This window comes from Nonomuraea sp. NPDC048826 (genome assembly GCF_043198225.1).
Classification (GTDB): domain Bacteria; phylum Actinomycetota; class Actinomycetes; order Streptosporangiales; family Streptosporangiaceae; genus Nonomuraea.
Genome location: NZ_JBICUQ010000002.1, coordinates 967,604 through 987,412 on the forward strand (window position 1 = coordinate 967,604; position 19,809 = coordinate 987,412).

A 19,809-nucleotide genomic window follows, 5' to 3' on the forward strand; every position below is an offset into this window, starting at 1 on the left:
CGTGGCCGCGACGGACCTCAGAACCCGGGTGGCGGGTCATGCCGCCACCCGGCGCCGCCCCTTCTGGACCATCCCGCGCCGCGACGCCCTCGTCGGCTACCTGCTGGTCTCACCCCAGCTCGCCGGCAGCGCCCTGTTCGTGCTGCTGCCGCTCGGCCTGGTCGTCTGGTACAGCCTCCAGGAGTGGAACGTGCTGGCCGGGACGTTCGACTTCATCGGCGCCCAGAACTACGCGAAGCTGCTCGCCGACCCCAACATGGGCGCGGTCCTGACCAGCACCGCGCTGTTCTCGGCCGGGCTGGTCGTGCTCAACCTCGCGCTCGCGCTCACCCTGGCCATCCTGCTCAACCAGAAGCTGGCCGGCACCGTCTTCTTCCGAACCCTGTTCTTCTCGCCGGTGCTGGTCTCGCTGGTCGCCTGGACCATCGTCTGGCAGTTCCTGCTCCAGGGCGAGGGCGGCGTCAACGCGCTGCTCGCCGTCGGCGGCCTCGACGGGCCCAACTGGCTGCGCGGCGAGGGCACCGCCCTGCTGTCGGTGGTCGTCGTCCAGGTGATCAAGAACGTGGGGCTCAACATGGTGCTCTTCCTGGCCGCGCTCCAGGGCGTGCCCCGCCAGCTGTACGAGGCCGCCCAGCTCGACGGTGCGGGCCCGTGGACCCGCTTCCTGCGCGTCACCGTGCCGTTGATCAGCCCCACGATCCTGCTCACCTCGATCATCACCGTGGTCGGGTCGCTGCAGGTGTTCGCCCAGATCGCGGTGCTCACCCAGGGCGGGCCCGGCATGTCGACCACGGTCCTCGTCTACTACCTCTACCAGCAGGCCTTCCAGTTCAGGCACTTCGGGTACGGGGCGACGCTGTCGGTCCTGCTGTTCCTGATCGTCGCCGTGCTGACGCTGGTGCAGTGGCGGATGCGCCGGAAGTGGGTCTTCCATGAGTCGTAGGGTCAAGCTCGCGCTGTACGGCCTGCTGTGCGTGCTGTGCGTGCCGTTCGTCTTCCCGACCTGGTGGATGGTCACCTCGTCGGTCAAGCCGATCAGCGACATCTTCGCCTTCCCGCCGTCGCTGCTGCCCGGCCGCTGGGACTTCTCCTCGTACGGGCGCGTCTTCGAACTGCAGCCCTTCGCCCAGCAGTACTGGAACAGCCTCTACATCGCCGCCGTCGTCACCGTGGGCACCATGGCGGTCGCCGCCATGGCCGGCTACGCCTTCGCCCGCATCCGCTTCCCCGGGCAGAACGCGCTGTTCGTGGTCGTGCTCATCGGCCTGCTCATCCCGAGCGAGGTGACGATCGTCCCGTTGTTCCAGATGTTCCACACCGCCGGGCTGACCGACACGCACTGGCCGCTCATCCTGGTGCCGATCCTGGGCGCGCCCAGCGTGCTGGCCACGTTCATCATGCGCCAGTTCTTCATCGCGCTGCCCGGCGAGCTGGAGGAGGCGGCCCGGGTCGACGGGCTCGGCCGGTTCGGCACCTTCGCCAGGGTGGCGCTGCCGCTGGCCCGGCCCGCCCTCGGCGCCGTCGCCATCTTCACCTTCCTGCACTCCTGGAACCTCTACCTCGAACCCATCGTCTTCCTGTCCACGCCCGCCCGCTTCACCCTGCCGCAGGCGCTCACCCAGTTCGTCGACGCCTACGGCGGGCCCATGTGGAACGTGCAGCTCGCCGCGGCCAGCATGACGGCGCTGCCGGTCCTGGTGGTGTTCGTGCTGGCGCAGCGGCAGTTCATCGAGGGCCTGGCGCACACCGGGCTGAAGGGGTGATCGCTTTCCCGCCGCGTCAGGGCGCGTCCGGGCTGACGGCCGTCATGGGCTGAGGCCGTCAGCACGGTCCCGCGCCGCCAGCACCTCGTCGGCGTGCTCGAACGCCCAGGCGCCGAGCGCGCCGATCGGCTCGACGAGGCTCCGGCCGAGGTCCGTCAGCCCGTACTCGACCCGGGGCGGCGCCTCGGCGTAGGCCCGGCGGTCGACCAGGCCGTTGGACTCCAGGCGGCGCAGAGTCTCGGTGAGCACCTTCTGGCTGATCCCGCCGATCTCGGCGCGCAGGTCGGCGGGACGGCGGGGGCCGTGGCGCAGCGACCACAGCACGACCGCGTTCCAGGTGTTGGCGAGCAGGTCGAAGGCGAGCCTGGCCTGGCAGTCGGCGAGGAACAACGCGGCCTCCGTCGGGCACCGGATGGTGCGTATCGGATTTTCTACGGTCATTCCTACATGTATCAGGACGTGGAGGAGTGACATGCGGATCGGGATCCTGGGAGCGGGGAACATGGCCGAGGCCCTCGGCGCGTCGTGGGCGCGGGCCGGGCACGAGGTCATGGTCAGCGGGCGCGACCCCGGCCGGACGGCGGCCAGGGCCGCGCGGGCGGGGGCGCGGGCGGGGACGTTCCGGGAGGCGGCCGGGTTCGGGGAGGCCGCCGTGGTGGCGGTCCTGGCGGACGCGGTGCCCGCGGTGCTCGGCCAGGCAAGGGAGGCGCTGCGCGGCAAGCCGGTGATCGACGTGACCAACGACGTGGGACCGCACGGGGTCCGGCCCGTCGCCGGGGAGATCGCCCGGCTCAGCGGCGGGCACGTGGTCAAGGCCTTCAACCTGTGTCACGTGGACGTGTGGCGGAGCACGCCGCCGGTCTTCGGCGGGCGCCCGCTCGCCGTGCCGTACTGCGGCGACGACCCGGACGCGCTCGCGCTCACCCGCGAACTGGCCGCGGACCTGGGATGCACCCCGGTGCACGGCGGCGGGCTCGACCGCGCCGCACTGCTGGAGGCGACGGCCGCGTTCGTGATCGGCCTGTGGTTCGCCGGCGCCGACGCCCAGGCCGTGCTCCCGCCCCTGGCGCAGTCCGGCGCTCACCGGTCTGCCCCGGCGCCCGCGGAATCCACCTGAGACCGCGCGTCCGGGAGCGCCGCGTCGGCCTCAGGCGAGGACGTCGGGCTGGTCGAGGACCCACAACCAGGTGCCGTCCGGCCGGCGGCGGGCGACCTCGGCGGTGGCGCCGCCGCCGGGCAGGCGAACCGACGTCATGGCCAGCTCGCCGGACACCAGGGTCTGCCCCTGCGCCCCGGGCGCGAACGACGGCCGGCCGGCCACGATCCGCTCGTAGGCGGCGCGGATCTCGGCATGGCCCGTCGCCGTCAGCCCGCCGGGCAACGCCAGCACCGCCCCGGGCTCGTAGAGCTCGACCAGGCCGTCGACATCGCCCGCGTTGAGCCGCTCCAGGACGAGCCGGTTGAGGTCCTCGGGCCGTCGCGCCCGCTCCCTTTCTCCACGCACCCCGCGAGCATGCCAGGGCCCGCCGACGGAATCGGTGTACGACGGCTGGTGTAGACGCGATGTCAACCACCGGCGGATGTCCACCGGCCGCCGGGCCGCGATGCTGGTGATCACGTACGAGGTTCGAGGAGGAACCAGTGGTGGTCACCGAGGTCGCGCAGCGCAACGGATATCTGATGGCCTTCCGGGCGGCGGCGCTGCTCAACGCGGCGGCGGTGCTTTTCCAGGCTGTCACGGCAGGACAGATGCTCAGCGGCGCCGGGGCGGGCATGCACGGGGCGGGCGCGGGGGCAGTCCACGTGCTCGGCCTGGTGCTGCTCGTCGCCGCCGTCCTGCTGTGGCGGCCGGGGCGGCGGGCGGGCTGGCCCGCGCTGGTGAGCCTGGCGGTGCTGCTGCTCGGGTTCGTGCAGTCCATGCTGGGCGGATCCGGCGCGGTGCTGACGCACGTGCCGCTCGGCGCAGGGCTGTTCGGGCTGAGCGTGTGGCTCCTGGTCTGGTCCTGGCGGCCCTAGGGTCCGGTCAGCCGCCGTGCCTGGCCAGGTGGTCGGCGCGGCGGACCGGCTCGGGCAGCCGGTGCCGCGGCGTCAGGGCCAGCACCTGGCCGGTGGCCGTGTCCAGGGTGATGCGATGCCCCTGCGACACGTACACCGGCTTGACGCCGTCCCGGGTGCGCAGCGCGCGCCCGGCCACCGCGCCGTCCAGCACGATGGGCGACCACGCGCCGCGTTCCGGCGCCGGCGGCTCGTGCGTGCCCACGAAGGGGGTCTTGCCGACGCCCAGCGAGGGCAGCCCCGTCAGCACGCCCACGTGGCAGGCCAGCCCGAAGCCGCGCGGGTGCACCCGCCCGTAGCCGTCGCACACCAGCAGGTCCGGCGTGACCGTGAGCCGTTCCAGCGCCTCCACCAGGGTGGGCAGCTCGCGGAAGGCGAACAGGCCGGGGACGTACGGGAAGGCCGCCTTCCCGTGCGCCACCGCCTGCTCCACCACCGACAGCGTGGCCGCGTCCAGCACCACCACGGCGGCCGACACCTCGTCGTCACCGTGGTAGTGCACGTCCAGGCCCGCCACCGTGGCGAACTCGGCGGGGCCGGTCAGCTCGACGCGGGGGCGGAGCAGCTCCTGGATCGCCTCGGCCTCGGCGACGCTCTCCGGCCACGGGTGAGGAAGATCGACACGCACCCGGTCAACCTACGCCGCGCGTCTCTCATACCGATACAAGATTAAGTAAAGGCTCAGATGGTGAAACTTCTGTAGTGTCGGAAGTCATGAGCGATGTCCTGGTGCTGATCGGCCCTGGACTGGCCGCGGACGAGGCCCTCCTTGGCGAGATCGCCGAACGCGAGTTCGTCTCCCTGGGCGTGCGAGGTGTCATCACGCATGTCAGGGACCCCGACGACGTCCGCGCGCGGACCCGCCGCCGCCACCCGGGCGCTGTCGACCGCCAGGGGGAGCGGCACAATCCCGACGGCCGCGCGGTCGTCATCCTGCCGGGGCCCGGCGAACTGCGGCCCCTGATGAGGGAGCCGCTCGGGCCGGTCACCTGGCTGGACATCTGGCGCGCGGACGGCGTCGAGGTGGCCGAGGACGCCACCCACATCCACGGCCGCGGCGTCGCAGGACTCCGCTGGGCCGTCCGCCACGCGGTCCACCGCCTCAGACAGCCGCACGTCCGCGTCCCGTACGGCACGGACCGGGACCAATGGGGGCACCTCTACCTGCCGGCGCCACAGACGGCCGCCCGCACGGCGGAGACCGAGGCGCCCGCGCTGCCCCGGCGGCGCGGCGGCCCGCCGGAGCCGCCCGCGGGGGACGCCGGCGCCGGCCCGTGGCCCGTCGTGGTGCTGGTGCACGGGGGATACTGGCGGTCCCTCTGGGACGCCGACCTGATGGAAGGGCTCTGCGCCGACCTGACCGGCCGCGGGTTCGCCGTGTGGAACCTCGAGTACCGCCGCCCCGACCGGCACGGCTGGGACGCTACCACCGCCGACGTGGCCGCCGGGATGGAGGCGCTGGCCGGCCTGGACGCGCCGCTCGACCTGGAACGGGTGGCGATCGCCGGGCACTCGGCCGGGGGCCAGCTCGCCCTGCGGGCCGCCGCCGACGGGGCCGGGGTCGCGCTGGCCGTGTCGCTGGCCGGCGTGCTCGACCTGGTCGAGGGCGACCGGCGCTGGGTCGGCGCGGGCGCGGTGGCCTCCGCGCTCGGCGCGCACACCTGGGACGACACCCCGGGCGAGGAACGTTCCGCGGCCGAGCGGACCTACGGCGGGGCGTCGCCGCTCGTGCGGGTGCCGATCAAGGTGCGGCAGCTCATCGTCCAGGGCTCAGGGGACGACCTGGACCTGGTCGACTTCGGCCGGCGGTACGCGCGTACCGCGGCCAATGCCGGAGATGAAGTGACATATCTGGAAATGGTGGGTGACCACCTCGCCGTCATCGACCCCGGCACCCCCATCTGGACCGCCACCGCCCAGGCCATCGCCGACGCGCTCCGCTAGCTCTGGACATCGGCAGGACTCGCCCGTACGAAGGAGAGATGGAGGTCACGATCGTCGGCGCGGGCCTCGTCGGCTGCCTGCTCGCCTGCTTCCTCGCCCGCCGCGGCCACGAGGTCACGCTGTACGAGCGCCGCCCCGACCCGAGGCGGGCCGGCGCCGACCGGGGCAGGTCGATCAACCTGGCGATCTCCGAACGGGGCATCGACGCGCTGCGCCGGCTGGGACTGGACCGCGACGTGCTCGACGCCGCGATCCCGATGCCCGGCCGGATGATGCACGCGCTCGACGGCGAGCTCACCTTCCAGCCCTACAGCGCCGACCGCGGCCACGCGATCAACTCCATCGGCCGCGCCGAACTCAACCGGCTGCTGCTCGACGCCGCCACCGCGATGCCGGGCGTGCAGGTGCTGTTCGAGCACCGGCTGACCGGGCTCGACGAGCGGACCGGCAAGCTGGAGTTCGGCTCCGGCGCCACCGCCCGCGCGCCGGTCGTGATCGGCGCCGACGGCGCGCACAGCGCGGTCAGGAGCCGGCTGCAGGCCCTGCCCGGCGTCGACTTCAGCCAGCAGTACCTCGACTACGGCTACAAGGAGCTGACCATCCCGCCCAGGGACGGCGGCTACGCCATGGACCCGGGGGCGCTGCACATCTGGCCGCGCGGCCGCGCCATGATGATCGCCCTGCCGAACCCCGACCGGTCGTTCACCTGCACCCTGTTCTGGCCGCACGAGGACCTGGCCGCCCTCGACACCCCGCAGCGCGTCCGGGCCCGCTTCGCCGGGGAGTATCCGGACGCGTTCGAGCTCATGCCGGACCTGGTCGAGCACTACCGCGCCAACCCGGTCGGCCACCTCGTCACCATGCGCTGCGACCCCTGGCACGTGACCACCGGCGGGGTGACGGCCGGGCTGATCGGCGACGCCGCGCACGCCATCGTCCCCTTCTACGGTCAGGGCGCCAACTGCGGCTTCGAGGACTGCGTCGAGCTCGACCGGTGCCTGGACGAGACCGGCGACGACTTCGCCGCCGCGCTGGAGCTGTTCGAGCGGCGCAAGGCCGACACCGACGTGATCGCCCGCCTGGCGCTGGCGAACTTCGTGGAGATGCGCGACAAGGTCGGCTCCCGGATGTTCCTCGCGGGCAAGCGGCTGGAGCACGCGCTGGAACGGGCCCTGCCCGGCCGGTACGCCTCCCGCTATGAGCTGGTGTCGTTCTCCACGACCCCGTACTCCGAGGTGGAGCGCCGGGTCACCCGCCAGCGCCGCTGGGCCGCCGCCGGGCTGGCCGGCGGGCTGGCCGCCGCCCTCCTGGGGGCGCGACTCGCCCGCACGGTGCGGCGGGGCTGGCCGTGACCGGGGTCCCGGCGGAGACTGGGGGCATGCTCTCGTACTCCAGCGCCACCGCGCAGACCCCGCTCCTGGGCGAGACCATCGGCGAGAACCTCGAACGGACCGTCGCCCGGTTTCCTGACCGGGAGGCGCTCGTCGACGTCCCGTCCGGCCGCCGCTGGACCTACGCCGAGCTCGACGCCGAGGTCGACCGGCTCGCGCTGGCCCTGCTGGCCCGGGGCGTCGGCAAGGGCGACCGGGTGGGCATCTGGGCGCCCAACCGGGCCGAATGGGTCATGGTCCAGTACGCCACCGCCAAGATCGGCGCGATCCTGGTCAACGTCAACCCCGCCTACCGGAGTCACGAGCTCGACTTCGTGGTCAAGCAGTCGGGCATGCGGCTGCTGATCAGCGCCCTCGATCACAAGGGCAGCGACTACCGCGCCATGGTGACGGAGATCGGCTTCGGCGAGGTCGTCTACTTCGACGACCCGTCGTGGGACACCCTGCTCGCCGGGCAGGCCGGGCGCGAGACGCTCCGGCGGCGGATGACCGAGCTGGCCTTCGACGACCCGATCAACATCCAGTACACCTCCGGCACGACCGGCTTCCCTAAGGGCGCGACCCTCTCCCACCACAACATCCTGAACAACGGCTTCTTCGTCGGCGAGCTGCTGCACTACACCGAGCACGACAGGATCTGCCTGCCGGTGCCGTTCTACCACTGCTTCGGCATGGTCATGGGCTGTCTGGCGGCCACCTCCCACGGCGCCTGCGCGGTGATCCCCTCACCCGGCTTCGACGCGTCCGCGACGCTGGCCGCCGTCGAGCAGGAGAGGTGCACGAGCCTGTACGGGGTGCCGACGATGTTCATCGCCGAGCTGGCCGTGGCCGGGTCGTTCGACCTGTCCTCGCTGCGCACCGGCATCATGGCCGGCTCGCCGTGCCCGGTCGAGGTGATGAAGCGGGTCGTCGGCGAGATGAACATGCGCGAGGTCGCCATCTGCTACGGCATGACCGAGACCTCCCCGGTGTCCACGATGACCAGGTCCGACGACGACCTGGCGCGCAGGACCGAGACGGTGGGCCGGGTGATGCCGCACGTCGAGGTCAAGATCGTGCACCCGGAGACCGGGCTGACCGTGCCGCGCGGCGAACCGGGGGAGCTGTGCACCCGCGGCTACTCGGTGATGCTGGGCTACTGGGACGAGCCGGGCAAGACGGCCGAGGCCATCGACGCCGCCCGCTGGATGCACACCGGCGACCTGGCCACCATGGACGAGGCCGGTTACGTCAACGTCGTCGGCCGGATCAAGGACATGATCATCAGAGGCGGCGAGAACGTCTACCCGCGCGAGATCGAGGAGTTCCTCTACCGTCACCCCGACATCCAGGACGTGCAGGTGGTCGGGGTGCCGGACGAGAAGTACGGGGAGGAGCTGATGGCCTGGGTGATCATGCGGGCCGGCGCGGTCCCGCTCACCCCTGAGGCGGTCAGGGAGTTCTGCGCCGGGCGGCTGGCGCACTACAAGATCCCCCGGTACGTGCACGTCGTGGACGCGTTCCCGATCACCGTCACCGGCAAGATCCGCAAGGTGGAGATGCGCGAACGGGCGGTCGAACTGCTCGGCCTGCAGGACGCGGCCGCCATCCGCAACGCCTGACCCCGCCCACGGCCACGCGGCGATCAGCGACGCCTGACCCTGCCCACGGCGACGCCGCCCTCCGCGACGCCTGACCCCGCCCACGGCGACGCCGCCCTCCGCGACGCCTGACCCCCGCCCACGGTGGTGTCGCGGACGGCGCCTAGCATGTCCGGGTGATCCTCGCAGAGGCGCTCGGCCTGCTCGCGGTCGGCGCGTTCGCCGGCGTCGTGAGCACGGTGGTGAGCCTCGCGTCGATCGTGTCCTACCCGGCGCTGCTCGCGTTCGGGCTGTCACCGCTCGCCGCGAACGTCACCAACACGGTCGCGCTGCTGTTCACCGGGGTCGGCGCGGCCTTCGGCTCGCGGCCCGAGCTGACCGGGCAGCGGCCGCGGGTGCTCAGGCTGGGCTGGCTGACCATGCTCGGCGGCGCCACGGGCGCCTTCCTGCTGCTCGTGACCCCGTCCGAGACCTTCGAGCAGATCGCGCCGTGGCTGATCGGCCTGGCCTCGCTGCTGCTGATCCGCCCGCCCCGCGGCGAACGGCACAGCGAGCACGGGTTGCTCATGCGCTGCGCGCTGTTCGCCGTCGCGATCTACGTCGGCTACTTCGGGGCGGCGGGCGGCATTCTCATGCTGGCGGTGCTGTCGTCGATGCTGGAGGGCACCCCGGCCAAGCTGAACGCCCTGAAGAACGTGCTGTCCGGCCTGGCCAACGCGGTGGCCGCCGCAGGGTTCGCGCTGTTCGGGCCGGTCGACTGGGGTGCGGCGATCCCGCTGGCCGCGGGTTTCCTGCTGGGCGGCTGGGTCGGCCCCAAGATCGCCCGCCGTCTTCCCGGCCAGAGCCTGCGCTACCTCGCCGCCGCCTGCGGCCTCGCCGTCGCGATCAAACTCGGCTACGACGCGTACACCACCTGACGGCCTCGCGGCGGGCATCCGGCATCAAGGGCATCCGGCACCAAGGGCACCCGGCGTCAAGGGCACCCGGCGTCAAGGGCACCCGACGTCGGGGCACCCGACGTCAGGGGTCAAGGGGCATCCGGCGTCAGGCGGTCACACGAGGGCCGCGAAGCGGAGGGTCACCTGCCGCCAGACGGGCGTCGAGACCGGCTCGTCCGCGACCGCTCGCGCGTACACCTCGTCCGGGTCGAACCCGTCGGCCCGCCACTCCCGGATCCGGTCCGGCAGCACCTCCGGGTGGAACTGGACACCCCACGCCCGGCCGCCCACCCGGAACGCCTGGTAGGGGCAGCGCTCGGTCTGCGCCAGCCACACCGCGCCCGGCGGCAGCGCGGTGACCGCGTCGACGTGGTGCTCGACGGCCGGGACCACCGGGGGCAGGCCGTGGAAGAGCGGGTCGCCGGCCGCCTCCGGCCGGATCGTGACGGGCAGGCTGCCGTTCTCGGGAGCGCCGGTGTCGGCGGTCACCTCACCGCCCGCCACCTCGGCGAGCATCTGCCCGCCCAGGCAGACGCCGAACAGCGGCACCTCCCGGGACAGCGCGTCGGCCATCAGCTTGCGGGCCGGCGCCAGCCACGGCGCCCGATGGTCGTCGCCGGGGAGGTAGCCGCCGCCCAGCATGACCATCGCGTCGTGCGTCAACCGGTGCGGCACCGGATCGCCGGCGTAGGCGTGCACCACGTCCAGCCGCAGCCCCGCCTCCTCCAGCCAGTCGCCCAGTCTGCCCGGCCCGCCGCTCCGGCTGTTCTGGATCACCAGGACGTCGCGCATCGAATCTCTTTCATCCGTCCGGCAGGTATCAAGGGAGGTTGGCCGCTCTGGCGGTGTGGCGCAGCAGCAGGGCGGTGGTGACGGGGCCGACGCCGCCCGGCACCGGGGTGAGCGCGCCCGCCGTGGCCGAGACCGCCTCGAAGTCCACGTCGCCGGTCAGCCCGCCGTCGTCGGTCGGGTTGGTGCCGACGTCGATGACGACCGCGCCCGGCGCCACGTGCCCGGCGCCGATCAGCCCCGCCCGGCCCACCGCGGCGATCAGCACCTCGGCCGTGGAGGTGACGGACGCCAGGTCGCGGGTGCGCGAATGGCACACCGTGACCGTGGCGTGCCGGTCGAGCAGCAGGTGGGCCAGGGGCTTGCCGACGACGGTGGACCGGCCCACCACCACCGCCCGCCTGCCCTCCAGCTCGACGCCGTGATGGTCGAGCAGGGCCATCACGGCGGCGGCGGTGGCCGGGGCGAACGCGGGCAGCCCGGCGGCCAGCCTGCCCAGCGAGAGCGGGTTGGCGCCGTCGACGTCCTTGCGCGGGTCGATGGCCCCGGCCAGCTCCTGCGCGGACGCGCCCGGGGGCAGCGGCGTCTGGAGCATCAGGCCGTGTACGCCGCTGTCGCCGCTGAGCCGGACGAGGCTCTCGCGGATCTGCTCGGGCCGCGCGTCGGCGCCCAGGTCGACGATGTCGGCCGCGATGCCCACCCCGGCCGCCACCTTGGCGATCGAGCGCACGTACCACAGACTCGCCTCGTCGCCGGTCGCCACCACCACGGCCAGCCGCGGCTGCGGCCCGGCCGCCACCTCGGCGGCCGTCTGCGCCCTGATCGCCTGTGCCAGCTCCTTGCCGGTCAGCTTCCTCACGCCTGTCCTCTCGTCCGTCGTCGTCACTCCAGGATCAGGCTTTCAGCCCGGCGCGCACCTCGGCGGTCACCCGTTCGGCCCGGGACGCGGCGGCGTCCACGTCGGCCAGCCGCGACAGCAGCGCGTACCGGGTCTTCTCGTCGGTGATGCCGCCCAGGTTGACCTCGACGTTCACCCGGGCCGTGGTCAGCGCGGCCCGGGCCGCCTCGGCGGCGGCCGCGACGTCGGTCAGCAGGTTGCGGTTGCCGATCGGCAGCAGCGTCTCGCAGAGGTCGACCAGCCGGTAGGCGGTCTCGGCCACCCGGGCGGGCGGCTCGGCCGCGCCGGCCAGCGCGCGGGCGATCGAGACGGTGCGCTCCTCGCCCTTGGGCAGCCGGTAGGCGTCGGTGACGGCGGTGAACGCCGCCGCGTCGGCCTCCGCCAAGTCGAGCGCCCGCGCCCGCAGCTCGTCGGTCTCGGCGATCACGGCCGCGACGGTCGTCGCGTGCTCGGCGTAGCGCTCTCCGGTGGAGTAGCGGGCCGCCATCCCCAGCAGCGCCGCCGCCTGGGCGGCGTGCAGGGCCGCGGTGGCGCCCCCGCCCGGCGCGGGCGCCTTGTCGGCGAGTGCGGACAGGAAACCGGCGATGGTCGTCTCGCGCATGCCTGGCATTCTGCCAGGCCGGGCCCGCGGGGCGGCTCAGTCGCGGTGCATCGGGCGGGTGGCGTCGTCGCCGCGCCACGGCTCCCCGGCGTAGGGGCCGCGGGCCTGATCCCCGGCGTAGGGGCCGCGGGCCTGATCCCCGGCGTACGGGTCGCGGGCCTGCGGCTCGGCGTGCGGCTGCGGGCCGGACGAGGGCTGCGGGCCCGGGTGGGCGTGCGGGCCCGCATAGTACGGAGCGGGAGACGCGCTCGACGTGGGACGGCCCCGCCAGCGCGAAGGGAAGGCCGAGGCGGCCAGCAACAGCACCCCGAGCAGCAGCAGGAACCCCAGATACCCCAGGTTCATGTACCCGGTGGCCCAGGGCTGTGGCAGCCACGAGCGCGGCAAAATGCGCAGGCCGGACAGCTCCAGCACCGGCAGCAGCCCGAGCACGGTGTACTGCAGCCCGCCCAGCAACGAGGCCAGCGGCGACAACCGCGACGCGACCAGGAACGCCAGCCCGACCGCGGCGACCAGCATCATCCCGAGCGCCAGCCAGGAGACGGCGTAGAACCGCTGCGCGGAGAGCGTGAACTCGGCCGACGCATACAGCAGCACGGCCAGGATCAACGGTGGCAGGAACAGTCCGGCGACGAGCCCGAGCACATGACGAACGCCGTTTGTCATAGATCTTCCCCGTTGTTCGGTTTAGTGCTCCAAGCTACCTCGTGGACTCCCGCACGACGAGATCGGGCTGGAACATGATCTGCTGGTGGGCGTGCGTGTCGGGGTTGTCGCACTCGTCCAGCAGCAGCTCGGTGGCCGCCCGCCCGAGCTGGTAGGTCGGCTGCCTGACCGAGCTGAGCGAGACGGTCGAGGCCGAGGCGAAGTCGATGTCGTCGTACCCGATGAGCGAGACGTCCTCAGGCACCCGCACCCCCGCCTGCAGCAACCCGCGCAGCACGCCCAGCGCGAGCAGGTCGTTGGCGCAGAACAGCGCGTCGGGCAGCACGTCCTGGGCGAGCAGCTTCTCCGCGGCCTGCTGCCCGGCGGCGGCGGTCATCGCCGGCATGGCGACCTCCCGCAGGTCGCGCGGGTCGCGACCGGCGGCGGTCAGCGCCCGCTCGGCGCCGCGCCGCCGGTCCTGGCACTGGCGCATGGCGGCCGGGCCGGTGACGTACGCGATCCGGTCGGCCCCGCCCGCCAGCAGGTGCTCGACGGCCATCGCCCCGCCCGTCACGTCGTTGACCGCGACCGCGCACTGGTCGGGCCGCTCGGCCGGATGGTCGACCAGCACCACGCTGATGCCGCGCTCGCGCAGCCGGTCGAGCCGGACCGGATCCTGGTCGGAGGGGGTGATGAGCACCCCGCGCACCCGCTGCTCGGCGAAGACGAGCAGGTTGCGCTCCTCCTTGATGCGGCTGCCGGAGGAGTTGCCCAGGATGACGGCGTAGCCGCGCTCGCTGGCCAGGTCCTCGACGCCCGCGGCCACGTCGGTGAAGAACGGGTTGCCGATGTCGATCACGGACAGGCCGATGGTGCGGCTGTGCCCGGCGCGGAGCGTGGACGCCGAGCCGTGCCGGACGAAGCCCAGCTCCCTGATCGCGCTCTCCACCCGGTCGCGGGTGGCCCCGGCCACCTTCTCCGGCCGGTTGAGCACGTTGGACACGGTGCCGGGTGACACCCCGGCCAGAGCCGCGACGTCCTTGATCGACGGGCTCGGCCGGATGCCCCCGGGGGCCGGCGCCTCGTCCCATCCGTCGGTGCTCATCCGCGTTCCCGTGGCTCGTAGGAGTGCTCTGGCTGGTAGGTGCGCACGCCCGCGCTGCGCCGGACCAGCTCGCGCATCTCGGCCAGGCCGCCGACCAGGCCGCGCGCGCGAGCCTGCACCAGCGCGTTGCCGAGCGCGGCCGCCTCGACGGGCCCGGCCACGACCGGCAGGCCGGTCGCGCCCGCGGTGAGCCGGCACAGCAGCGTGTTGAGCGACCCGCCGCCCACCAGGTGGACGACCTCGACCGGCCGCCCGCTGAGCCGGACGGCGTCGGCGATCGCCCGCCGGTAGGCGAGGGCGAGGCTCTGCAGGATGCATCGTACGACCTGCGCGCGACCTTCCGGCGCAGCCTGCCCGGTGCGGGCGCAGTAGGCGGCGATCCTGGCCGGCATGTCGCCAGGGGGCAGGAACGAGGGGTCGTCCGGGTCGATGACGGTGTCGGCGCGCACGGTCTCCGCCTCGGCGAGCAGCGGCTCCAGCGGCGGGCCGCCCCAGGCGCGCAGGCACTCCTGGAGGATCCACAGGCCCATGACGTTGCGCAGGTAGCGGGTGGTGCCGTCGACGCCGGCCTCGTTGGTGAAGTTGGCCAGGCGGCTCTCCTCGGTGAGCACCGGCGCGGGCAGCTCGACGCCGACCAGTGACCAGGTGCCGCAGGAGATGTACGCGAAGCGGTCGGTCTCGGCGGGCACGGCCACCACGGCGGAGGCGGTGTCGTGCGAGGCGACCTTGACCACGTCGGTGGTGTAGCCGACCTCGGCGGCGACGTCGTCCAGCAGCGGGGAAGCGCTTTCCACAAATTCCGGGAAGATCCGCCGGGGCAGGCCCAGCTTGTCGATCAGCTCCCAGGCCCACTCCCGCCCGCGCACGTCGTACAGCGCGGTGGTGGAGGCGTTGGTCCGCTCGGCCCCGATGGTCCCGGTCAGCCAGTAGCCGAGCAGGTCCGGGATCATCAGCATGGTCGCGGCCCGGTCGAGCGGCTCGCACAGCAGCTGGTTCACGGTGTTGAACGGCAGGAACTGCATCCCGGTCACCTCGTACGGGTCCACCCGCTCGGTGAAGCGGGCGGTGCGCGCGTCGCGGTAGTGCACCGGGTTGCCGATCAGCCTGCCGTCGGCGTCGAGCAGCCCGTAGTCCACCGCCCACGAGTCGACGCCGACGGACTCGGCCGGGCCGGCCGCGCGCAGCCCGTCCAGCACGCCCTGGTAGAGGGAGAGGATGTCCCAGTGCAGGGTGCCGGCGACGCGTACGGGCCGGTTGGGGAAGCGGTGCACCTCCGCGAGCTCGATCCGCCCGCCGGACACGCCGGCGCTCATCACCCGCCCGCTGGAAGCCCCGAGATCAACAGCTGTGAATCGCACGAGCTTGATTAAAACGTAGCAATCCTTTCTCCGCCAGACATCGGGCTCAGGCATTGACGCTCACCGGTACAGCACCTAGATTCCGGAAACATCCCGTTAAAACGTTTGTCGTCCGGAGGACGCATGAGTGGTCCCCCCACCCTCGCGCTCGCGAACGTCAGCAAGTCGTTCGGCGCCGTGCGGGCCCTGCGCGAGGTGTCGCTCGAGCTGCACGCCGGGGAGGCGCACGCGCTCGCGGGGGAGAACGGCGCCGGCAAGTCCACTCTCGTCAAGACGCTCGCCGGGGTGCACCGGCCGGACAGCGGCCAGGTGCTGCTCAACGGCGAGCCCGTCGTCTTCCACAGCCCCGCCGACGCCCAGCAGGCCGGGGTGGCCGTCATCTACCAGGAGCCCACGCTCTTCCCCGATCTGTCCGTGGCCGAGAACATCTTCATGGGCCGCCAGCCCCGCACCACCCTGGGCCGCATCGACCGGCGCGCCCGGCGGGCCGGGTCCGCCGAGCTGTTCGCCCGGCTCGGCGTCACCCTCGACCCCGAGCAGCCCGCCCGCGGCCTGTCCATCGCCGACCAGCAGCTCGTCGAGATCGCCAAGGCCATCTCCAGGGACGCCCGCGTGCTGGTCATGGACGAGCCGACGGCCGCGCTGTCGGGCAACGAGGTGGCCAGGCTCTTCTCGGTGGTGGAGGCGCTGCGCGCGGACGGGTGCGCCGTCCTGTTCATCTCCCACCGGCTCGACGAGATCTTCTCGCTCTGCCAGCGCGTCACCACCCTGCGGGACGGCGCCTGGATCGCCAGCGAGCCGGTCGCCGGGCTCACCCACGACGACCTGATCCGCCGCATGGTCGGGCGCGAGCTCGGCGCGCTCTACCCCAAGCAGGAGACCGAGACCGGCGAGGTCGCGCTCCGGGTCGAGCGGCTGACCAGGGAAGGCGTGTTCACCGACGTCTCGTTCGAGGTGCGGCGCGGCGAGATCGTCGCGCTGGCCGGCCTGGTCGGGGCCGGGCGCAGCGAGGTGGCCAGGGCGATCTTCGGCATCGACCGGTGGGACGCCGGGGCCGTGCACGTGGACGGCCGCCCGCTGCCCGCCGCCAGCCCGACCGCCGCCATGGCCGCCGGGCTCGCCCTGGTGCCGGAGGACCGGCGGCAGCAGGGCCTGGTCATGGAGCTGTCCATCGAGCGCAACATCGGCCTGACCGGGCTGCGCTCGCTGCGCCGCGGCCTGACCATCTCCCGCGCCGCCGAACGCGACCGGGCCAGGGACTGGGCGGTGCGCCTGCGGCTCAAGGCCGCCGGGCTCGGTGACGGCGTCGGCGTGCTGTCCGGCGGCAACCAGCAGAAGGTCGTGCTCGCCAAGTGGCTGGCCACCGGCCCGTCGGTGCTCATCGTGGACGAGCCCACCCGCGGCATCGACGTCGCCACCAAGGCCGAGGTGCACCGGCTGCTGTCGGAGCTGGCCGGGCAGGGCATCGCGGTGCTGATGATCTCCTCCGACCTGCCGGAGGTGCTCGGCATGGCCGACCGGGTGCTCGTCATGCACGAGGGCCGGCTCACCGCCGAGATCCCGCGGGCCGAGGCCACCGAGGAACGCGTCATGTCCGCCGCCACCGGGAGGGCGGCATGACCGCCACCGCCACCCAGCCCGAGCCGTCGGTCCGCGACCGCAGCGCCCGCAACCTGGTGGACCTGGTGTTCCGGGCCCGCGAGCTGAGCCTGGTCCTCGCGCTGGCCGCGCTCGTCGGCGGCACCGCCGCGGCCAACCCGAACTTCCTGTCCGGGCAGGGCATCGAGGACATCCTGCTCAACACCGCGATCCTCGCGCTGCTGGCCGTCGGCCAGTCGATGGTGGTCATCACCCGCAACCTCGACCTGTCCGTCGGCTCGGTGGTCGGCCTGGTCGCGTTCGTGGTCGGCGACCTGCTGGCGAGCGGCTGGGGCATCGTGCCCGGCGCCGTGCTCGGGGTGGCCATCGGCGCCGCCTGCGGCCTGCTCAACGGGCTGCTGGTCAGCGTCGGCCGGGTGCCCGCCCTGGTCGTGACGCTGGGCACGCTCTACGTCTTCCAGGGATTGGGCCACTACGTCGCGGCCGGCCGTCAGATCAACGCCGCCGACCTGCCGCCCGCGCTGCTGTCGCTGGGCAACGGAGCCGTGCTGGGCGTGCCGTACCTGCCGCTCATCACCGTGGTGATCATGCTGGCGATCGGCTACTACCTGCGTTCCTACCCGAGCGGCCGGGAGTTCTACGCGATCGGGTCCAGCCCCGAGGCCGCCCGGCTGGCCGGGGTCCCGGTCCGCCGCCGCGTCCTGGCCGCCTACCTGGTCAGCGGCTGCCTGGCCGGGCTCGCCGGCGTGCTCTGGCTGGCCCGGTTCGGCACCGTCATCGCCGACTCGGCCAACGGCTGGGAACTGCTGGTGATCAGCGCGGTCGTGGTCGGCGGCGTGGCGATCACCGGCGGGGTGGGCAGCGTGTACGGGGCCGCGCTCGGCGCGCTGCTGCTCACCGTGATCGGCAGCGCCCTGGTCGTGCTCCGGGTCAACCCGTTCTGGCAGCAGGCCATCACCGGCGCGCTGCTCCTGCTGGCCATCAGCGTCGACCGGGTGCTGGCCCTGCGGGTCGCCCGGCTGCTCAGAAGGAGGAGCCGCCATGGCTAGAGCGCTCCGCTGGGACGTGATCATCGGGTTGCTGCTGGTCGCGGTGTTCGCGGGCGGCGCGCTCGGCTCGCCCTCGTTCGCCACCGTGGACAACCTGTCGTTCGCGCTCGGCGACCTGGGCGAGATCGCGCTCATCGCCCTGGCCATGACCATGCTCGTGGTGGCCGCCGAGGTCGATCTGTCGGTCGCGTCCGTGCTGGGCCTGTCGAGCGCGCTGGTCGGCGCGCTGTGGGACGCCGGCCTCGCCATCGAGACGATCATCCCGCTGGTGGTGCTCGTCGGCGCGCTCTGCGGGCTGGTCAACGGGCTGCTCGTGACCCGGCTCGGGCTGCCGTCGCTGGCCGTCACGATCGGCACCCTCGCCCTCTACCGGGGGCTGGCCTACGTGGTGCTCGGCGACAAGGCGGTGGCCCAGTTCCCGCCCTCGTACGTGTCGCTGGCCGTGGACGACGTGCCCGGCACGTTCGTCCCGTACCCGGTCGCGCTGTTCGCGCTGCTGGCCGTGGTGGTCGCGGTGGTGCTGCACGCCACCGGCTTCGGCCGGGCGCTGTTCGCGATCGGCGCGCAGGAGCAGGCCGCGTTCTTCGCCGGGATCAGGGTCAAGCGGATCAAGCTGATCCTGTTCGTGATCTCCGGCACCGTGGCCGCCTTCGCCGGGGTCGTCTTCACCCTGCGCTACGGCTCGGCCAGGGCCGACAACGGGCTCGGCGTCGAACTGGCCGTGATCGCCGCAGTGCTGCTGGGCGGCGTCGACTTCGACGGCGGCAAGGGCACGCTCGGCGGGGTCGTCGCCGGCGTGCTGCTCATCGGCCTGCTGCGCAACCTGCTCATGCTCAACGACGTCTCGACCGAGATCCAATCGATCGTCACCGGCCTCCTGCTCATCGTCTCGGTGCTCACCCCCCGACTCATCTCCCTGCTCAGACCGGTCAGAACCGGCACGTCGGCACTGAAAGGACCATCATGAGACCGATGCGCCTCGCCGCACTCACCGCGGTGCTCGCCCTCGGCGTCGCGGCCTGCGGCGGCACCACCAAGTCGAGTGTGACCTCCGCGCCCGCGCAGCCGCCCGCCTCCTCGGCGGCGGCCTCCGCCGACCCGAACGCGCCGATCAAGCAGGGCCTCAAGCTGGCCTTCCTGCCCAAGCAGATCAACAACCCGTACATGACGATCGTCGCCACGGCGGGCGCCGAGGCGGCGAAGGAGTTCCAGGGCGAGGCCAAGGAGGTCGGCCCGTCCGACGCGTCGGCGTCCTCGCAGATCTCCTACATCAACACGCTCACGCAGCAGGGCCACGACGCGATCCTCATCTCGGCCAACGACCCCAACGCCGTGTGCGGCCCGCTCCAGCAGGCCAGGGACAAGGGCATCAAGATCGTCTCGTACGACTCGGACGCCGCTCCCGAGTGCCGTGACCTGTTCATCAACCAGGCCAGCTCCGAGGAGGTCGGCCGCAGCCAGGTCAAGCTGCTGGCGGAGATGATCGACCACAAGGGCGAGATCGCGGTCCTGTCGGCCACGGCCAACGCGACGAACCAGAACACCTGGATCGAGTTCATGAAGGACGAGCTGTCCAAGCCCGAGTACAAGGACATGAAGCTGGTCAAGGTGGCCTACGGCGACGACGACGACCAGAAGTCGTTCACCGAGACCCAGGGCCTGCTGCAGGCCTACCCCGATCTGAAGGGCATCATCTCGCCCACCACTGTCGGCGTCGCGGCGGCGGCCCGCTACATCTCCGGCTCCAAGTACAAGGGCGAGGTCGTGCTCACCGGCCTCGGCACGCCGAACCAGATGCGGCAGTTCGTCAAGGACGGCACCGTCGAGAAGTTCGCCCTGTGGAACCCCAAGGACCTCGGCTACCTGGCCTCCTACGCCGCGGCCGCGCTGGTGTCCGGCCAGATCACCGGCGCCGAGGGCGAGACGTTCAAGGCGGGCAAGCTCGGCGAACGGACCATCGGCGCGAAGGGCGAGGTCATCCTCGGCCCGCCGTTCACCTTCGAGGCGTCCAACATCGACGACTTCGACTTCTGACGACCAGGCACGCGCGCGTCCCGGGACCGGCCCGGGGCGCGCGTGCGCGGGAAGGAGCAA

At 72.7% G+C, this 19,809-nt stretch carries 21 protein-coding genes; 12 read left to right on the forward strand and 9 right to left on the reverse strand.

Going from position 1 to position 19,809, the window contains the following annotated elements; translation table 11 throughout:
* Position 1 precedes the first annotated feature (1 nt).
* Together ACGFI7_RS10100 and ACGFI7_RS10105 are read left to right on the forward strand one after the other, a co-directional pair.
* A complete protein-coding gene (locus tag ACGFI7_RS10100) occupies positions 2-943 on the forward strand; it encodes a carbohydrate ABC transporter permease (RefSeq protein ID WP_393401640.1) in 942 nt (313 codons plus the stop codon).
* Complete coding sequence (locus ACGFI7_RS10105; protein ID WP_393401643.1) at positions 933-1,763, forward strand: carbohydrate ABC transporter permease; 831 nt, start codon at positions 933-935, stop codon at positions 1,761-1,763. The genes ACGFI7_RS10100 and ACGFI7_RS10105 overlap by 11 nt, the downstream gene beginning before the upstream one ends.
* Positions 1,764-1,805: 42 nt before the next feature.
* On the opposite strand, the gene ACGFI7_RS10110 is transcribed toward ACGFI7_RS10105, so the two are convergent.
* Positions 1,806-2,153 carry a winged helix-turn-helix transcriptional regulator gene (locus tag ACGFI7_RS10110; RefSeq protein WP_393401645.1) on the reverse strand — a complete coding sequence of 116 codons (348 nt, stop codon included), beginning with the start codon at positions 2,151-2,153 and terminating at the stop codon, positions 1,806-1,808.
* An 82-nt stretch (positions 2,154-2,235) separates the two neighbouring features.
* Between ACGFI7_RS10110 and ACGFI7_RS10115 the strand changes: the two genes are divergently transcribed.
* Positions 2,236-2,880 carry an NADPH-dependent F420 reductase gene (locus ACGFI7_RS10115; protein ID WP_393401648.1) on the forward strand — a complete coding sequence of 215 codons (645 nt, stop codon included), beginning with the start codon at positions 2,236-2,238 and terminating at the stop codon, positions 2,878-2,880.
* Between the two features lie 30 nt (positions 2,881-2,910).
* Here the strand turns inward: ACGFI7_RS10115 and ACGFI7_RS10120 are convergent, their stop codons facing one another.
* Entirely contained in the window at positions 2,911-3,267 is a 357-nt protein-coding gene (locus tag ACGFI7_RS10120) for a YybH family protein (protein ID WP_393401651.1), read from the reverse strand.
* A 137-nt stretch (positions 3,268-3,404) separates the two neighbouring features.
* On the opposite strand from ACGFI7_RS10120, the gene ACGFI7_RS10125 reads away from it, so the two are divergent.
* Complete coding sequence (locus ACGFI7_RS10125) at positions 3,405-3,779, forward strand: hypothetical protein (protein ID WP_393401653.1); 375 nt, start codon at positions 3,405-3,407, stop codon at positions 3,777-3,779.
* 7 nt (positions 3,780-3,786) lie between these two features.
* On the opposite strand, the gene ACGFI7_RS10130 is transcribed toward ACGFI7_RS10125, so the two are convergent.
* Positions 3,787-4,446 (reverse strand): endonuclease V, encoded by a 660-nt coding sequence (locus ACGFI7_RS10130; protein WP_393401655.1) that lies wholly within the window; start codon positions 4,444-4,446, stop codon positions 3,787-3,789.
* 86 nt (positions 4,447-4,532) lie between these two features.
* Here ACGFI7_RS10130 and ACGFI7_RS10135 point away from each other — a divergent pair, with 86 nt between their 5' ends.
* The 4 genes from ACGFI7_RS10135 (at position 4,533) to ACGFI7_RS10150 (ending at position 9,650) form a co-directional block, all read left to right on the forward strand.
* A complete protein-coding gene (locus ACGFI7_RS10135; protein ID WP_393401658.1) occupies positions 4,533-5,762 on the forward strand; it encodes an alpha/beta hydrolase in 1,230 nt (409 codons plus the stop codon).
* A 38-nt stretch (positions 5,763-5,800) separates the two neighbouring features.
* On the forward strand, positions 5,801-7,114 hold the full coding sequence (locus tag ACGFI7_RS10140; protein ID WP_393401660.1) for an FAD-dependent oxidoreductase: 1,314 nt from the start codon (positions 5,801-5,803) through the stop codon (positions 7,112-7,114).
* 26 nt (positions 7,115-7,140) lie between these two features.
* Entirely contained in the window at positions 7,141-8,754 is a 1,614-nt protein-coding gene (locus ACGFI7_RS10145) for an AMP-binding protein (RefSeq protein WP_393401663.1), read from the forward strand.
* Between the two features lie 155 nt (positions 8,755-8,909).
* A complete protein-coding gene (locus tag ACGFI7_RS10150; RefSeq protein ID WP_393401665.1) occupies positions 8,910-9,650 on the forward strand; it encodes a sulfite exporter TauE/SafE family protein in 741 nt (246 codons plus the stop codon).
* Between the two features lie 135 nt (positions 9,651-9,785).
* Here ACGFI7_RS10150 and ACGFI7_RS10155 read toward each other — a convergent pair whose 3' ends face one another.
* The 6 genes from ACGFI7_RS10155 to ACGFI7_RS10180 are packed head-to-tail and all read right to left on the reverse strand — an operon-like array spanning position 9,786 to position 15,022.
* Complete coding sequence (locus ACGFI7_RS10155) at positions 9,786-10,463, reverse strand: type 1 glutamine amidotransferase (RefSeq protein ID WP_393401668.1); 678 nt, start codon at positions 10,461-10,463, stop codon at positions 9,786-9,788.
* Between the two features lie 28 nt (positions 10,464-10,491).
* Positions 10,492-11,319 carry a bifunctional 5,10-methylenetetrahydrofolate dehydrogenase/5,10-methenyltetrahydrofolate cyclohydrolase gene (locus ACGFI7_RS10160; protein ID WP_393401671.1) on the reverse strand — a complete coding sequence of 276 codons (828 nt, stop codon included), beginning with the start codon at positions 11,317-11,319 and terminating at the stop codon, positions 10,492-10,494.
* Between the two features lie 34 nt (positions 11,320-11,353).
* Positions 11,354-11,959, reverse strand: a complete 606-nt coding sequence (locus tag ACGFI7_RS10165) for a cyclodeaminase/cyclohydrolase family protein (RefSeq protein ID WP_393401673.1) — start codon at positions 11,957-11,959, stop codon at positions 11,354-11,356.
* A gap of 36 nt (positions 11,960-11,995) precedes the next feature.
* Positions 11,996-12,625 carry a hypothetical protein gene (locus tag ACGFI7_RS10170; protein WP_393401676.1) on the reverse strand — a complete coding sequence of 210 codons (630 nt, stop codon included), beginning with the start codon at positions 12,623-12,625 and terminating at the stop codon, positions 11,996-11,998.
* Between the two features lie 34 nt (positions 12,626-12,659).
* Positions 12,660-13,709, reverse strand: coding sequence for a LacI family DNA-binding transcriptional regulator (locus ACGFI7_RS10175; RefSeq protein ID WP_393401678.1), 1,050 nt, complete (start codon positions 13,707-13,709; stop codon positions 12,660-12,662).
* Positions 13,706-15,022 carry a rhamnulokinase family protein gene (locus ACGFI7_RS10180; RefSeq protein WP_393401925.1) on the reverse strand — a complete coding sequence of 439 codons (1,317 nt, stop codon included), beginning with the start codon at positions 15,020-15,022 and terminating at the stop codon, positions 13,706-13,708. The genes ACGFI7_RS10175 and ACGFI7_RS10180 overlap by 4 nt, the downstream gene beginning before the upstream one ends.
* Before the next feature lie 168 nt (positions 15,023-15,190).
* On the opposite strand from ACGFI7_RS10180, the gene ACGFI7_RS10185 reads away from it, so the two are divergent.
* From ACGFI7_RS10185 to rhaS, 4 genes are read left to right on the forward strand one after another with little or no spacing between them, the layout of a single operon-like run.
* On the forward strand, positions 15,191-16,687 hold the full coding sequence (locus tag ACGFI7_RS10185; RefSeq protein WP_393401680.1) for a sugar ABC transporter ATP-binding protein: 1,497 nt from the start codon (positions 15,191-15,193) through the stop codon (positions 16,685-16,687).
* The gene (locus ACGFI7_RS10190) at positions 16,684-17,715 is read left to right on the forward strand and encodes an ABC transporter permease (RefSeq protein ID WP_393401682.1); all 1,032 of its coding nucleotides are present in this window, start codon (positions 16,684-16,686) and stop codon (positions 17,713-17,715) included. The genes ACGFI7_RS10185 and ACGFI7_RS10190 overlap by 4 nt, the downstream gene beginning before the upstream one ends.
* Complete coding sequence (locus ACGFI7_RS10195) at positions 17,708-18,682, forward strand: ABC transporter permease (protein ID WP_393401685.1); 975 nt, start codon at positions 17,708-17,710, stop codon at positions 18,680-18,682. Before ACGFI7_RS10190 ends, ACGFI7_RS10195 begins: the two co-directional genes overlap by 8 nt.
* Entirely contained in the window at positions 18,679-19,749 is a 1,071-nt protein-coding gene (rhaS, locus tag ACGFI7_RS10200) for a rhamnose ABC transporter substrate-binding protein (protein WP_393401688.1), read from the forward strand. Before ACGFI7_RS10195 ends, rhaS begins: the two co-directional genes overlap by 4 nt.
* Positions 19,750-19,809: the final 60 nt, after the last annotated feature.